Annotated in this window: 11 protein-coding genes; 9 read left to right on the top strand and 2 right to left on the bottom strand. The window is 44.7% G+C overall.

Annotation, left to right across the window (positions count from 1 at the left end; all coding sequences use genetic code 11):
- Position 1 precedes the first annotated feature (1 nt).
- The 6 genes from AC6CIF_RS15845 (at position 2) to AC6CIF_RS15820 (ending at position 10,540) form a co-directional block, all read left to right on the top strand.
- Positions 2–3,559: a DUF4132 domain-containing protein gene (locus AC6CIF_RS15845; RefSeq protein WP_498200373.1), complete on the top strand. Its 3,558-nt coding sequence runs from the start codon at positions 2–4 to the stop codon at positions 3,557–3,559.
- A gap of 4 nt (positions 3,560–3,563) precedes the next feature.
- A complete protein-coding gene (locus tag AC6CIF_RS15840) occupies positions 3,564–5,402 on the top strand; it encodes a hypothetical protein (protein WP_498200372.1) in 1,839 nt (612 codons plus the stop codon).
- Positions 5,389–5,667 carry a hypothetical protein gene (locus AC6CIF_RS15835; protein WP_498200371.1) on the top strand — a complete coding sequence of 93 codons (279 nt, stop codon included), beginning with the start codon at positions 5,389–5,391 and terminating at the stop codon, positions 5,665–5,667. Before AC6CIF_RS15840 ends, AC6CIF_RS15835 begins: the two co-directional genes overlap by 14 nt.
- Before the next feature lie 219 nt (positions 5,668–5,886).
- Positions 5,887–6,429, top strand: coding sequence for a sigma-70 family RNA polymerase sigma factor (locus AC6CIF_RS15830; RefSeq protein ID WP_211083611.1), 543 nt, complete (start codon positions 5,887–5,889; stop codon positions 6,427–6,429).
- 13 nt (positions 6,430–6,442) lie between these two features.
- Positions 6,443–7,858, top strand: a complete 1,416-nt coding sequence (locus AC6CIF_RS15825; RefSeq protein WP_498200370.1) for a hypothetical protein — start codon at positions 6,443–6,445, stop codon at positions 7,856–7,858.
- A 174-nt stretch (positions 7,859–8,032) separates the two neighbouring features.
- Positions 8,033–10,540, top strand: a complete 2,508-nt coding sequence (locus AC6CIF_RS15820; protein ID WP_498200369.1) for a WG repeat-containing protein — start codon at positions 8,033–8,035, stop codon at positions 10,538–10,540.
- Between the two features lie 154 nt (positions 10,541–10,694).
- Here AC6CIF_RS15820 and AC6CIF_RS15815 read toward each other — a convergent pair whose 3' ends face one another.
- Positions 10,695–11,168 carry a YbaK/EbsC family protein gene (locus AC6CIF_RS15815; protein WP_498200367.1) on the bottom strand — a complete coding sequence of 158 codons (474 nt, stop codon included), beginning with the start codon at positions 11,166–11,168 and terminating at the stop codon, positions 10,695–10,697.
- A 54-nt stretch (positions 11,169–11,222) separates the two neighbouring features.
- Complete coding sequence (locus tag AC6CIF_RS15810) at positions 11,223–11,780, bottom strand: helix-turn-helix domain-containing protein (protein ID WP_498200365.1); 558 nt, start codon at positions 11,778–11,780, stop codon at positions 11,223–11,225.
- Between the two features lie 430 nt (positions 11,781–12,210).
- Between AC6CIF_RS15810 and AC6CIF_RS15805 the strand changes: the two genes are divergently transcribed.
- The 3 genes from AC6CIF_RS15805 to AC6CIF_RS15795 all read left to right on the top strand — a co-directional run bounded on the left by AC6CIF_RS15805 (position 12,211) and on the right by AC6CIF_RS15795 (position 16,801).
- Positions 12,211–14,010: an ABC transporter ATP-binding protein gene (locus tag AC6CIF_RS15805; RefSeq protein ID WP_498200363.1), complete on the top strand. Its 1,800-nt coding sequence runs from the start codon at positions 12,211–12,213 to the stop codon at positions 14,008–14,010.
- A complete protein-coding gene (locus AC6CIF_RS15800) occupies positions 14,007–15,755 on the top strand; it encodes an ABC transporter ATP-binding protein (protein WP_498200361.1) in 1,749 nt (582 codons plus the stop codon). Before AC6CIF_RS15805 ends, AC6CIF_RS15800 begins: the two co-directional genes overlap by 4 nt.
- Positions 15,756–15,838: 83 nt before the next feature.
- Positions 15,839–16,801 carry an ABC transporter substrate-binding protein gene (locus tag AC6CIF_RS15795; protein WP_498200360.1) on the top strand — a complete coding sequence of 321 codons (963 nt, stop codon included), beginning with the start codon at positions 15,839–15,841 and terminating at the stop codon, positions 16,799–16,801.
- Positions 16,802–16,921 lie beyond the last annotated feature (120 nt).

The following is a 16,921-nucleotide window of genomic DNA, read 5'->3' as shown; positions in this document are numbered from 1 at the left end:
AATGCTTACCGCAGACCGCGCAGTTGAAACTTTGGTGGAGAAATTCGCAGTAACTTGTTCAAACGAGTATTCATTAAAAACAGATCGAAGCTCCGAAATTATTGATTATGTCTTGGGAACGACAGACAAGTTCCCGGATATGTTGGGAAATTCGAGTCATTATGTGTATCAAACAATTGATCTGCTCATGAAGCTTGCCAAAAAAGACGACGGAGATATCTTTTACCGTGCCGGGGCTATTGTGATATATCTGGAATCCAATTATTCCAAAAGAAATTCATGGAGAACGGATGCCTTTACTGTCTGTATGGGAAATGATTCCGAAGCTTACGGATTAAGCGGGAAGAGCAAAAGCGCTGATCGCATGGATGGATTGTTGTCTCGGTTGGAGAAGATCAAACAGTTTGCAGGCGAGAACGAAATTTTGACTGAATTAAAGAGTAAATTAAAGCGTGCCCAGTGGCTTTTTGATTCCAAAAAAGCGGACAGTCAAGGGGATTACCGGGATGTAATTAATGCATTAATGCTGCTGCAACTATATTCAAGACTCAGTGACACGGCTTCTCATCTTGCAGAGGTTCAATCTTCTGCTCAATCGTTACCCGTGTTGTTTCAACATGTGATGGCTAATGATGCAGATAAGTTGCGGGACGAGCTACATACGTTGATTGAACCTGTAGTGGTCAGTAATATTCAAGGAAAACATAACGGATCATCCCAAGAATTGAAGGATGAATTCCTCAAAGAAAAGCGCAGTCAGCTCATAGCTGAGCTGTATCCCAATACGTCTTTCTCTTCAAAAGAGCAATGTTCAAACACAGTATTCCATCAAACTATGGTACTGGTGAGTGGTGCCTTGTTGTACCTGATTAACATTAGCGGAGGTAAACAACGATTCCTTGATACGAACAGTGAGATCGGACATGTTTTGCTTCACACAATACATCAATTACATGAGATTTATCCACTTGAAGTTCGCCGTTACTTGCTGAGTATGGACCCTAGAGCCAAGAGTCCAAATGATCTGCTTGCTGAACTTGTGCCTCTGGATGAACCTTATCAGTTGGTTGAAATGTTGCGGGACGAGCTTAATTCGTACACGGTATCTTGGAACATGCTACAATCCGCGATCGCGAATCGTCCTGAACAAGCGATTCGAGCATACGAGATTATCAAACCGCCATTCCTGAAACTCTGCATTCAGAAATTCATGGAGGATCAAGGATTGACATTGCCTAATGCGGAGGGCTCACTGGAGCAAGCGGTATTTAACGCTCTTCGGCATCCTTTGGACGGGGGACGTCAAGGACTTGCGATTGCAAGATACTTAAGTGGGGAAAACACCCTGGAGGAATATTGGGAGGACCCGAATAGTCGCGGGTTGTTTAATCAACTGAATCGGGATAAGAAGCGTGTTCACAACCTCATTAGTATTAGTTTTCTGCCCTTGGACTCGGAGGCGATGCGCAGGTTCGCAATCCTGACCACTCATCCCGATTGGACACTGGATATTATCTCGGACATGTACAATTCATACGCGTTTAGTGGAGAGCAGCTACTTCAACGTTATGGGCAAGATCCTGAGGTGCAACGTGATAAATTGCTAACCAGCCTGATCTCACTCAATGGCATGACCGACTACAGATATAAATCCATGCCGCATGACGAATACCGCCGAATCATTCAGCAGAATCTGGACTATGCACTGACACAGTACAAGAAACTGCCAACAGATACACGCATTTTAATTCTGGAGATTACCTTTGAACAGCGTGATGAGTTATCAAAGAAAATATTGGCCGAAGCGATTCGTGCCGGATTGCAGGATTCTTCCAAAAAGGCCAACGGCGTGGCGTTAGCGGAATTCAACCGAATTCCGGATCAGGACTTGTATACGCTCGTATACCTCTCAGAGAAAAAAGTGGCGATCAAAGAAATGGCTCTGACCGCAATCCGCAGTCTGGAAAACAGCAAGGAACTGTACGGTGAGCTTTTGAAGAAAGAGAAGTCCGACGATTGGAAGAGCTTGATCCAAATTCTGCTGGATACCGCAGATCTAAGTCCAGAGTATGCCCATGCTGCACTCGCTGATCAGGCGGATGCCAAAAAGTTGTCGAGACTGAGCTGGTTGTCCTTGAAAGATCTCCCTTCACTGATACGTATTGAAGACAATCAGCCTTTAGATGACCGGATTAAACAGTATGCTTTGGTCCAATCATTGGATCATACATCCGGTCCTAATGAACGGTTGAATGAATTACGAGATTACGTAAGTGAGGCATCGCTCGCTCGTTTTGCAAGTGAACTGCTTCAGGTCTGGATTCAGGAAGGTGCTCCTGCAAAAGAGAAATGGGTGATGTATGTATCAGCACTCTTTGGCGATATTCAGATTGTGAATATTCTGGCTCCGCAAATTAAGGAATGGACAGAAAACAGCCGTGGCGCGATTGCAGCAGATGCTGTAAAAGTGCTCGCTTATCTGAAAGATCCATCTGCTCTTATGGCGATCGATAAAATCAAACGTGGCGTGAAGAACCGTCAGGTGAAAGGTGCAGCAGAAGAAGCGTTGCAGCTTGCAGCGGATAATATGGGACTTACCCCGGAACAACTGGAAGATCGACTTGTTACCACGCTTGGTTTTGATGAAAAAGGGACTATACAGCTGAGTTACGGAGAACGTTCCTTCCTTGTTAAGGTAAATGGAGACTTGCAAGTCGTTGTACTCAATGAAGAAACGGGCAAATCCGTGAAGAGTCTGCCTGCTCCTGCACAGAAAGACGATCCTGAATTGGCAGCGCAGTCCAAGGCACGTTTCACACAGCTGAAAAAAGATCTCAAATCCATGGTTAACATTCAGGCGCAGCGTCTGGAAGAGTCATTGTCCAAGCAACGTCTGTGGTCTGCCGATGAGTGGAAAGCATTGTTTGTACAAAATGTAATTATGCAGAAATTTGCTGTTGGTCTGATCTGGGGAACGTATGAGGATGGCGCACTGATCAGCACGTTCCGTTATATGGAGGATGGCACCTTCAATTCTGTGGATGAGGATGAGGTGGATCTGCCTTCAAGTGCGCAGGTGGGACTTATACACCCGTTGGAACTGGATCAGTCCACCCTTGAAGGGTGGACAACACAGTTGGAGGATTACGAGATCAAACAGCCGTTTGAACAACTGAATCGTGAAATCCATCAGCCTGAAGATGAGGACAAGACAAAGAGTGAATACGATCGTCTGCCTGAGTCTGATTTCTCACCAACGGCTTTCCCAAAAGCACTGGAGAAATATGGCTGGATTAAAGGGCCGGCACAGGACGGCGGCTGGTATCATGAATTTTATAAAGAGTACGGAGATCTTGTTGCAGAATTGCAATTCAGCGGTACGAGCATTACGTATTACGAAGGACTGGATGACATTACACTGGAATCCCTACATTTCTTCAAACCGAATAACAAGCAATATTATTACTACGGTGACAACAAACCCATTGCTCTGGGCAACGTTCCAGGTCGAGTATTTAGTGAAACGATCTACGACATTCTGAGAGCAACGGGGCGTTGATGACGTGAGTGGATTCAAGGAAAAATTCCGAAGTTTTTCGAAGCTGTGTACGGAGGATTATTTGATTCGGTATGCCAATAAGGGGTTGTACAAAAGGTCTTTGAAAGAGTTGGACAATGGGGTAAGTGTAACGTACACATGGAATGAATCATCTGTGAGTTGTCAGCTCAGTGACGGGACACAATGTACGCTTGAAAATACGCTGGATCATTGGGAATGCTCCTGCCCGGCCGATCATATCTGCAAACATGTGCTGATTGCAATTTTGTATGATCAACGGGAACATTCGTCAGAGGATGCGATGTGTGCGGACGAGAAGCATGCGCTGAATAAGGACTCAGGGATACCGGATAATGATCCGTTGGACGTACCAAAAGACGTATCCGTAACACAATCAGTAACAAACTTAAACTTATTATCAAACGTGGACGATCCAAGCGAAATTCCGCATACGGTATCAAATGAGATCGAGTCTCGCTTCCGCTGGATGACAGAGTCTGACCTTACCGTGTTAATTAAATCGTATAGTTCTTCCATGATTGAGGAAGTTGTTTTCCGACTGAGATACCCAGAGGAAATTAAGATCATTGAAGATTCACTTCTTACGGTTCATCTGACCACCCAGAATATCGAGGTGTCTTTTACTGAGGAACCGAACCTTGCAAAAGCACTATGTAAGGTGCAGCAGACAGCTGGGAAAATGGCCAAGCTTGAAGCTTTGCTACGGTACCGGAACCTAAAAGGCCTGGATGATACGGATGCATTAAGTGGACGGGTGTACGAAGCCAAGTTCTCTTTGCAGACGGTGCAGGAATGTCGCACTATGCTGGCAGGATTGTTGAAGACGGGATTGGCCCGTATTCCTCAGTCCTATATGGCACAACTGGAGACTTTGGCCATCGCAGCTCATAGTGGTAATCTGCCTGACATAGAACGCAGTTTACGAGGGATTCAAGGGGAACTACAGTTGTTTTTTAACAGACATATACGTTTCTCCATGCAATCCATGCTGGATCGGGTAAGCAAGCTGTATCTTGCACTCCAGGTTCTTGAAGAGAAAAAGGTGTCTGTCATTCAGCAAAGTCAGCTCATTGGCAGTTTTCGAAGTAAATACTATACGGTTCCTTCACTTCACCTGTATGGACTGGGAGCTGATGCGTGGGAGACACGATCCGGTTTCCGTGGAATCACCTATTACTTCTATTGTTTCGATGATGAGGAAATCTACACCTATAGCGATGTACGTGCTGTATATTATGATGATCAGCAGTTCTCATATACAGAGCATTATGGTGCATTCACACCATGGCTACCTAATCTGACCTTTCGCCAGTTCGTGGGTGAAGAAGTTCAATTCCATTCCGTTAAAGTGAATGAAGAACGCCGGATCTCTTCCGGCGAAGGTGCCAAACTTGCGATTTTGCCACGAACGGGTGTGGAAACGTTGAATATGGGCAAAACCATGCAAGATGTAACGTCTGTACTTCAAGAGGAATCGCGATCGTTCGACTTGTTTGCTGCTCCTAGAGAACGATTGGCTGTGATCAAAGTTGCTCGAATTGTGGACCATAGCTTTGTCAAACAAACGCAGGAGCTTGTCCTGACGGTTGAGAATACCGAAGGGGAAAGACTGGCACTCACTCTCCCGTATTCATCTGACTGGCAGGCGATGATCCAAAGACTGGAGTCAGGATATGGTTCCCAATCGCTTGAACACTTCTATGCCTTTGTGCGTGTGGAGCCAAAACGGATAAGCCCGATCAGTTTCCTGAAGGGTCAAACGGTGCTCAGTCTGAAACTGGATATCGGCAATGGAAGGATGGGGAGACTTGGAAGAATATAATCAGTTCATGCAGAAAATTAGCGGCTGGTCAGAAGAGTTACTTCTGCGCGGGTTATCTCAGTTTGCAATCCGAGATATCGAGGTGCTTGAGCAGCTCGTAGTGGAATCCTTACAGTTGCAGATGAGTTTCCTGCATGAGTTGTTGAATCACGTTATCAAGGAAGGGCGTAGCGTGGCTCTTGGACAAGGCAATGAAGAGCTGCTGTTATTTCAGTATTGTCGTCTCACCCAATATGTACAGCTCAGTGTGCAAGAAGAGGCGTAATATGGTTAGTATTCCAAGCGAAGGCCCATGAGAGCGATATGATGTAATAAATAAGATGTATTATAGAATATAAGAAGATTTGCAGAAGGCCTCTAGGTCACTGCAAATCTTTTTTATCGTGGAGTAAGTAAAAGTCATTTGTTAAACGAATATAGGGTAGGTAGCACGGATCAACACGAGCATTCGTGATATGAGCATGGAAGGGAGGGATACATAATCGTGGAAGAAGAACAAATACGTAAGGCAGTAGCGAATCGTGATCCTGAGGCCATGGAATGGGTGATGAACCACTATGCAGGTTTGTTATGGAAGATTGCTCATTCTATCCTACATCATGCATCGACAGAAGAGATTGAAGAATGCGTAGCAGATACATTTTTTGCTTTTTGGCAGAATCCGGATGCGTTCCAATCTGGGCGAAGTAGCCTGAAAAATTACCTTGCAACGATCACAAAACATAAAGCGATTGATCGCTACCGGAAACTTAATCGAAGAACTGAGCTTACATATGAAGAGGAGATTCATTCGGTGCAAACGGATGATTTGTTGGTTCAGATGATCAGTAAAGAGACATATACGGAACTTAATCAAATGATTGAATCTTTTCCAGAACCGGAACGGGAGATTATGAAACGTCGGTTTTACGAAGGACAGAGACCCCATGAGATATCGGAAGCATTGTCCCTACACGTTAGGCAAGTCCATAACAAGCTTTATCGCTCCAGGCAACGATTGAGGACATGGTGGATGAACAGGAAATAAAGGAGGCGATCAAATGCGAAAATCCGAGAAAGAATTCACTGAGCAGAACCTCTTTAATATTAAAAAGTTGTTCTATGATAAATTGGCGATGAATGAACCACCAACCGTTACGAGATCAGACACATCATTTTATCCACCTGTATTATATCCATCCGCTCCATCTGCACAGACAAAGAAGTCCATGAATAAAAGAAAAAGGTATCGCAAAGCCATCTATATTCCTGTAACCGCTGCGTTATCGTTATGTCTTGTTACAGGGGCAGCTGCATCCATGGGCATCATTGACCTGCCTTCTATTCTTCATTTTCTAGGTGCAGATCGGATTGGCATTCTTCAGCCTGTCCACCAGGTGAGTGAAGATCAAGGGATTCGAATGGAGGTTATAGGTGCTGTCAGGGACGGAGATACAACGGAAATCTATGTTTCATTATCGGATCTGACGGGTCATCGCATTGACGATACACTGGATGTATATGATTACAGGGTAACCGGAGGTAATGCAAACAACGCTCAGATTATTCATTATGATGAAGCTAAAAAAACGGCTATTGTTCGATTCCTCATTCAAGGAAAAGTCAGCAAAAATCGAATTACCGTTCAGATCAATACGTTGATGTCGGGTACATCTCGACAAGATGGTTACAACGTACAAGTGAACTGGGAGCAGTTGCTACAAGAAAAGCAAAACAATAACTCTGATATCCTGGATCAAGATCGTATAAGTGGCTTGGGAGGTCAAACCGATATTCAATTGGAAACTGATCCTATTCCGGTACTGCATCAGGATGTAACGAGTATCCCCGTTTCCGGTATTGATTGGATGCATATTTCCAATATGGGTTTTGTGGATGGCAAGTTGCACATTCAGATTAATCCGGATAATGAGATTGGCGAGTATAATCATGGATATTTCTACTTCACGGATGAGCAAGGTCAAAAGCTCGATATACCTGAATATTCCGTTAGTTATGGACACTATATGAAAGGTCGGGTCAGGTATGGAGGAGATTATGAGGAGTATGTGTATGATCTGTCTGCTGTTGACGAATTAGATAAGCTGAGACTTCAAGGCAGCTTTACGAGTATTAGTGAAGTTGTGCGAGGAAATTGGAAAACTACTTTTAACTTGAGTCAAAATGGTTTGAGTAAAACAGGCAACGTTCAGCTTGATGCAAATGGAGCCTCACAGGCAAATGTAACCCTTTCCGTAGTTGGCGTCACGCTTACAGGGGAGGCACTGAGCAAGTTTCGGGTGGAGGACTTGAGTATTGAAGTTCACCTGAAGGATGGTACAAAGTTGACTGGCTCATCTGGTTTCCTCCAGCTGGATCAGGATCTCATTAAGTGGATTTCCCCTAAGACCATTCCGGTGAATGATGTGAGCTACCTGCTAATCAATGGAGAGAAAGTAACTTTGCAAGATAGATAATATAAAAAGTGAATCAAAGAATCGGGGAATAAGTGCAATCAGAAGGCTGTTCTGTTATCGGAGTGGTAAGTGAGAATATTCTTTAGTTCAACTTATATAAAATGAATTACATGTCATATCCCGATTTATGACGCATACCATTAGGCGAATGCGGTCATAAGGGAGGAAACTGAGATGTCCATGAGCGAACCGCTGTTAACGCAAATTGTGAATCAACATATTCCGGCTGGTGCAACGGTCGTCACTATTGATAAACCTGTTCAACATCCAGCGATCTATGCGGCAGATCTTACCGGTGACGGTATGCCGGAGATTGCTGCAGTCTATCAGTTGAATGGTGAGCTGTATTTGCTCATTCTGAAATTTGTTCAAGGACAGTGGATCAAGATGGCACTAATTAAGGGATTGGGGTATGGGGTGACTTTAATGACTGCAGCCCCTGTAACTTCAACGGCAAGGAACAATCTCATTATCGGTTGGCGGATTGGTTCTATTTGGTCTAAGCTTGCCGTATATGAGTGGACGGAATCAGGGCTCAAAGATTTGGCGCCTGACGATCTATATTATAGCTATGCAGAGATTATAGATATGCCTGGTCCGCATGGTCGAGATGGGAAAGTGGAGATTGCACTCTGGATACATGACACAGGTGAAGCTTATCGTGTGGAGATTATCCGTTGGCAGAATGGGAAATGGGTTCCTGCACCGGACGTATATGCAACCTATTATCCAAAAGTGGTGCAATATTACGAGCAACTAACCAAGCAATATCCTGATTATATCTTTTACTGGTATTACCTTGCGGATGCTCAGTACCATGCCGGCCAGTATCCGGCAGCACTCGCTTCCGTTCAGAAGGCACTCAGTTTTCCGGAAGCGTATCCTTCCAGAGAAGTACTACAAGAGCTGGAAAAGAAAATTGAGCAGGCGATGGTCCCTATAGGCCATGCCCGGGTAGCAACATGGCTATATCCAATCTCCGTTCGAACCACGAGTGGGACGCGTTGGGGGTATATGGATGCTCAAGGCCACATTCGGCTTGAGCCAGTACTGGATGACGCGCAAGAGTTTCAGCCCAATGGATTGGCTGTGGTTGTGAAGGATGGTCGTGCCGGCGTTATTAATCTTCAGGGGCAGTATGTCGTTCAGCCTGTATACGATTCCATCAATTCCTTTTCTGAAGAACGGGCGATGGTGATTGATTCTCAAGGATTTAAGATGATTAATGAACAAGGCACGGTCCTGACCAAACGGGCATACCCGTATATCTCAAATATGAAAGACGGTCGAGCGTTATTTTACGATTCAAACCCTGGTCAGGCAGATGGATCGGTGAGTCGGTATGGTTATTTGGATGCGTCGGGCAATGAGGTGATACCTGCACAGTTCGCTTCGGCGAATGATTTTCAAGATGGCAAAGCGGTTGTGCAGATTAAGGACAATGAATATGCGCTCATTAATCGCAATGGACATCGGCTCGCAACGTATCCATATGCCTATGTGGGACCACTGGGGGATGGACTGCTTGCTTTTCAAAAAGAAACCTCGGGCAAATATGGATACATCGACGAACGGGGTAATATTCGCATTCAGCCCAAGTTTTCATCGGCATTTCCTTTTAGCGGCGGGCAAGCGATTGTTAATACAGCGGAGGATTACAAATCGATCTATGGTGTTATTAATACGCAAGGATCGTTTATCATTCAACCCGCATATAATGACATCCGCGAACTAGGCGAGCATCGTTATGCGCTGGGGCAAGCAATAAATCCCGAACAGCCGTATATTGGCTCTGTATACGCGATTGCAGATACCCATGGCAGAAGACTTACGGAGTTCCTATATCGGGAAGTAGGCAATTACAAAAACGGCCTTGCTTCCGCATCGGATGGAAGACAGACCTATCTGTTGGATCTGAGTGGAAGACCTGCCGCTGGGTATCCGCATGTAAAAGGTTCGGGTACGCTGGAGGTCGTGGCACCAGATCTGATTAAGGCCTATGTAGACCAGCGTTTATCGTATGTAAATCGGGCTGGACAGATCATCTGGCGTCAAAATACCCTCGTTCCGCTTCATCCGCCGTACCGTGTACGCGAAGAGAAGTACAAACCAAACAGGGATTACCTCGTATATTATCCGCAGGTGGAGGGATTAACGAACCAAGCGGAGCAGCTTGCGCTGAATGCCAAATTGAAGCAACTCTCCCAGGTTAAACCGATCCCTGCCGATCAGCAGCTGGATTACACGTATACAGGGGATTTTGATATTACGTTTTATCAGCAGCAATTGCTGCAACTGCAACTCACAGGTTATAACTACCCGGCAGGTGCAGCGCATGGTATGCCTACGATGATCTATGCGATCATTAATCTGACGGATGGTCAGTTGTATGAGCTGAAGGATTTATTTAAACCGGATAGTGATTACGTAAAAGTGTTAAGCCAGATTGTGGGGGATCAGATCAAAAACGATCCTCAATACTCGTATGTGTTTCCGGACACCTATACGGGGATTAGTGCGGATCAGCCGTTTTTTGTCACAGCGGATGCTCTGCATCTCTACTTCAACCCATATGATATCGCGCCCTATGCGGCAGGGTTTCCAACGTTTACGATTCCTTTTGTCCAGATCAAGGATATCATTAATACAGAAGGCTCGTTCTGGAAAGCATTCCATGAGTGATTGAGGGTACAGCCAACATTTTAACGAAAATATACGTTAAGGACGTTAAGGCGCAAAGACAGCGAATTTTTCCTGCTTTAAGCAAATGTTCGCTAATACTTAGCGTATAAAACAGTCAAAATGTTGGCGCTACCCCATATAGAACTACTATAACTCAATCATTCCATCCTTTACATACATCAATCCACTCTGAATAACTAGAGTATTTTTCTAATTGTTCTATTGTAAGTTCAATAGCACTATTGCTACTCCCGCAAGCTGGATAGATTGTCTCAAAACGTTTTAGAGATATGTCTAGATAAACAGAAACATCATTTTTGATAGCAAATGGACAAACACCTCCAATGGCATGACCAACCATATCAATGGCTTCCTCAGGAGAAAGCATTTTTGCTTTTGTTTTGAAATACTCTTTGAATTTTTTGTTATCCACTTTTGCATCCCCGGCGGCAACTACTAAAACAGCTTGTCCATTCACCATAAAAGAAAGTGTTTTTGCGATTCTCTCTGGCTCACAACCTAATGCAGTTGCAGCCAGCTCCACGGTTGCACTAGATACTTCAAATTCGATAATTTGAGAATCCATACCATATTGTTTAAAAAAATCTTTTACTTTTTCAATTGCCATAATCATCACACCTCATTTTAAAATATTTTCTAGAAGATCATAGATGAAACTTGCCTATGTTCTTGGGTAAAAAATCATGTTGTAAATGACACATGGTTCTTGATAGGGATTATTATAGGAATGAAAAACATTAGCACGAAAGCGGAGTGCTTGATTTTCTTTTAGAACAATTTTTTTTGTGTTGACTACGAGCTCTAACATACCTTGTACCACAAAAACATATTCTTCCACACCATCAAGGTGCCTTTCAGATGGATGGTGGCATCCAGGATCAAATTCGATATAAAATATTTCAACGTTACGGGTAGGGTCAAAAGGAAAAACAGGAAATGCTCTCATTTTTCCATCGTTTTCAATGATAGCGTCTTTGGACCGTGTATCAACCACACTGCACTCATCTTCTAGCTCTTCCAATAATAAAGATAAAGGAACTTTTAAGCCCAATGCGATTTTCCAAAGAGTTGTAATCGTTGGTGAAGACTGTCCTCTTTCAATTTGTCCAAGCATAGGCTTACTTACATCAGTAAGTTTAGAAACATCTTCAAGTGTAAGATTTCTAGTTGCTCGTATTTCTTTTAACCGTTCTCCAATAGTTAATACTGGCGATTGCATTGCATCACTCCTTTTGTATGTTATAACATTTTAAAATATAATATAACATACTAACAGTTGAATTCAATAGGCGGAAGTTTAATGATGTAAGTAACTCCTTCACATATTTATCCATACTAAATGGAAAATATTACGAGGGTTACAGCTCAAATGAGTCACATTTATCTATACAAGCAAAAACGAAAACTTTTTCCAACAACAATTTTTTTGCTTGGCAAGAATGTAAATACTTCACCAGTCATTCTCAAGTTAAGCGACGAGGTCATATGTCCAATAGGGCTTATAAGAAGCTGTGAGACAACAATAATCCGTGATGAGGTATTATTACTCCGTGAAGAGGTAGTGATCATTCAGGGCTCTATGAGATATTAATGTGCGTATATAGCACTGAGCTATATTGAGAATGATTATTAATATCAGGAGGGGTGAGATGAACAACACATCTGAAGTGTCCGGACTAATGCAAGTAACAAAGGAGCGTAAAGGTCTGCTGATTACAGCAAGTATCTTCTCGACCCTGTCGAGTCTGTTGCAGATTGTTCCTTTTGTCGGAGTGTATAAGATCGTTGAGGAACTGCTAACGCATGCGGGGCAACCCTCTGCCATGGACAAAGATCTGTTGATCTATTGGGGGATCGTCGCATTCGTAGCCCTCATTGCAGGGCTTATTGCGCTCTATATCGGGGGGATGTGCTCACACATCGCTGCGTTCAACATTTTGTACCAGCTCAGAGTGAGACTTGCTGAGCATGTTGCCAAAGTACCCATGGGGTATCACACCCGGACGGCAACCGGTGAGCTCAAGAAGATCATCGAAGTCAGTGTGGAGAAAATTGAGAAGTTTATCGCCCATCAGTTGCCGGACCTGGTAAGTGCGATCGTTATTCCACTAATGCTCTTGGGATATCTGTTCTGGCTTGATTATCGCATGGCGCTGACGCTTTTGGTTCCCATCGGAATCGGGTTCTGGCTCCAAGGTCGCCTCTTCCGCAGCGAAAAAGGCCGCCAGGCTTATCGTGATTTTCAACTTGCCATCGAAGAGATGAATGCGACGGGTGTTGAATACGTGAGAGGTATGCCGGCAGTGAAAGTATTTGGGATTACAGCCGATTCGTTTCTGACGTTTAAACAGGCGGTGACGCGGTATCGGGATATTTCATTGAAAATAACAGATTTGTGTAAAACATCCTACGGGCTGTTTTTTGTAATCATGATCTCGTTATTTACCTTCATCGTTCCGGTGGGTATTCTGCTGTCGAGTGGGAATGCGGGCAATCAGTCGTTTGCGATCACGTTTATTCTGTTTCTGATCATTACCCCGAGTCTATCTGCTCCGTTATTGAAGTTATTGTATCTGGGTAGTGGGATGCGAGAGATTGTGGAAGGACAGAAACGGATAGAATCGGTGTTTGCCGAGCCGGTTGTACAAGAACCTGAGTTGCCCAAAGTTCCGGATACATATGAGGTTGCCTTTCGTCAGGTATCTTTTGCTTATGAACGTAAGGAGAGCGAAGCATATAAACCTGTACTTGATCAGGTTGATTTTGTAGCCAACGCAGGAGAGATGACCGCACTTGTAGGACCTTCTGGTGGGGGGAAGTCAACCATTGCGAATCTATTACTTCGTTTTTGGGATGTGCAGGAAGGTGAGATTACGATTGGCGGGATTCCGATTCAGGAGATGGGAACGGAGAAACTGATGGATACCGTGTCCTTTGTATTCCAGGATGTACATCTGTTCTACGATACGATTGAAGAAAATATTCGGATGGGCAATACATCAGCTTCACAACAGGACGTTATAGCTGCGGCTCAAACTGCTTGCTGTCATGAATTCATTGAGAAACTGGATGCCGGATATGACACCAAAATCGGAGAAGGCGGTACGTATCTATCCGGCGGTGAAGCACAGCGAATTGCGATTGCACGAGCATTGCTCAAAAATGCTCCTATTCTGGTCCTGGATGAAGCGACGGCCTACGCGGATGCAGAGAATGAACACAAGATCCAGCAAGGTCTGGCCCAATTGGTTCAAGGCAAAACGGTACTGATTATTGCTCATCGTCTAACAACGATTCGTGCAGCCGAACAAATACTCGTGATCCGCAAGGGAACGATTGCCGAGCGTGGGACACATGATCAATTGCGTGCATTAGGCGGAGTATATGAGCACATGTGGCAGGCCCATATCAGTGCGGCTTCCTGGAAGCTTGGAGGTACAGGACGATGAAGAATTATTTATACAATATATCTGGCGGTAACCCGCGTAGTCTGCTTCCTTCGGTAATTGCAGCGATTCTGGACGGGATTGCAAAGATTGTTCCTGCGGCGCTGCTTGTGGATATATTCAATACGATCTATAAGTCTTTCGCTGAACCGGACAAAGGACTGGATATCAACCGAATGTGGATTGTATGCTGCATCCTGTTTGCCTGGCTTCTGGTGGAGTATGCGGCGTATGCTTCGCTCTATGATAAGACCTATCGGGCAGCATACAGCCTCGCGGCCTCAGGAAGGTTGAAGTTGGCGGAACATATTCGCCATCTGTCGTTAGGATTTTTCGGAAAACGTGATCCTGGGGATCTGACAAATCTAATCCTGAGTGATTATGGTCAGGTCGAGCATACGATCTCTCACAATCTGTCACAGCTGATCAGCGCGATTGTGCTTCCGGTGCTCGCTTTTGGCGGACTTCTATTGGTGGATTGGAGAATGGCCGTAGCCATGTTTGTTGCGGTTCCCTTAGGTGTGGCTCTGTTATGGCTTACGGATTCCATTCAGGCACGACTGAGTGAGAACCATGTTCGAGCCAAAAACGAAGCCGCCAGTCGGCTACAGGAGTATCTGAGCGGTATTCGTGAGATTAAGGCTCACAATATGGGGGGCAAACGTTTTGAACGGCTGCGTCGTTCTTTTGACGAATTGAAATTAGCTTCCATTCGGTTGGAAGGCATTATGGGACCGATGATCATGGGCGCGATGTTGCTTGCACGATCGGGGATGACGTGGATGATTCTGGTGGGCAGTTATTTGCTTGCAGGCGGTGAGTTATCGTTACCGGTATTTCTGTTATTTTTGCTGGTAGGTACGAAGATATTTGAACCTTTGACGGTTGTACTGATGAGTTATGGGGAGATGCGGTACTCCGCATATAGTGCAAGGCGCATTATGGATGTGCAGCAGGAAGCACCGATGGCAGGAAAGGGAGATATACAGCCTAATCAGGCCATTTCGTTCGACCAGGTGACCTTTGGATATGATGAGCGGCAGCCGGTCTTGAAAGACTTGTCCTTTACGGTTGAACCGCATACCATTACTGCGCTGGTTGGCCCATCGGGTAGTGGTAAGAGTACAGTCACACGTCTCATTGCCCGCTTCTGGGATGTACAGCAAGGAACCATTCGCATTGGTGGCAGACCCGTTGATCAGATGGACCCCGAGAAGCTGTTGCAGGATATCTCTGTGGTCTTCCAGGACGTGTATCTGTTCCAGGATACAATCGGCAACAACATTCGTGTAGGGAAGAAAGACGCTATGCAGTACGAGATTGAAAAGGCAGCACGCAGAGCTTGTTGTCATGAATTTATCTCCGGTCTGCCTCAAGGGTACGATACGCTCGTTGGCGAGGGTGGATCGACGTTATCTGGTGGGGAGAAGCAACGGATCTCCATTGCACGTGCTTTGTTGAAAAATGCATCGATCGTCTTGCTCGACGAAGCCACCGCTTCACTTGATCCGGAGAACGAAGCCGCGGTGCAGCAAGCGATTAATGAATTGGTCGCGGATAAAACGGTTATTTTGATTGCACACCGATTAAAGACCATTCAGAATGCCGATCAGATCCTTGTATTGGACCAAGGTCAGCTCGTAGAGCAAGGAACTCATGCGCATTTGTTAGATCACTCAGGTATCTACGCTCGGTTGTGGCAATTACAACAGGATGCAGAAGGCTGGCAGGTAAAAGTAAACGGATAATGAGCTCAATGAGATAGATAAAGTAACTGAAGCAAATAAGCCTAATGTGGCTAATGAACTGACATAAAAGGAGAATGACAACGATGTTTAAACGAATTCCTGTATGGATTGCACTATGCTGTATGCTCACCTTGGCGGCCTGTGGAACGACCCAGACCACCAGTGAAGTGGCCAGCTCCTCAGAGGGGACTGCACAAGCAACGACCAAATTGATTACCAACCCAAATGGAGAAGAGATTATGATCCCTTTGAATCCAGAGCGCATTGTTGATCTCTCCGGCTCTACAGAAGAACTGTTGATCATTGGGAAAACACCTGTGGCCACGATGAGTGCGGATTACGGTAACCCGGAGGAAATCACACCAACCATTAAGGATCAGCTGAGTGCAGATACTGTTAATCTGGGCTGGTATGGTTCACCGTTCAGTATTGAAGCAATAGCGAGTGCTAATCCGGACCTGATTATTCTGGGAAAGGATTTTAACACGGATCAATATGAAACTTTATCTAAAATTGCACCAACAATTGCATTGCCATACTCCTACTATGATTGGAGAGAACGCCTGACATTCCTGGCAGATACGTTTGGAGAGGAAAGCAAGAAAGATGAATATCTGGCCAAGTATGATGCGAAATCTGCAGAGTGGAAACAAAAGCTGGAGGCGACTGTACATGGTGAATCCTTTGCCGTAATTGAGACATATCCAAACAACCTGGTCATCTATTCCAATAAAGGGGCAGCTGAGATGTTATACAGTGAATGGGGCCTGAAGCGCACAGAGGGTATCCCTGATCCAGAGGGCTGGGGAGGCAAAGAGATCGCTTTAGAGGCACTAGTTACCGTTAATCCGGATCGTCTGCTATTGATGGAAAATAGTGAGAACAAGATGGTCGATAGCAAGGTGTGGAATAACATGAACGCAGTGAAGAATGAAAAGATTTACAAAATCTCTAATGTCGATAATTACAATTATTCATACACAGCGATGGGGAGAATGGATCTTATGGACCGTTTGGGTACGATGATTCTGGAAGGTCAGAAGTAGTCGTTGGATTAGAGCAATTCATGATAGATTAACTTTAACTTTTAACAGAACCTAATAACGCTTATGTGTAATTGTGTAATTTGTTCGAAATCATATAACTTGAGCGGTTCTGGCTGCGTT

The organism is Paenibacillus sp. GQ49 (genome assembly GCF_059759055.1).
This window is presented reverse-complemented; position numbering and strand designations above follow the sequence as displayed.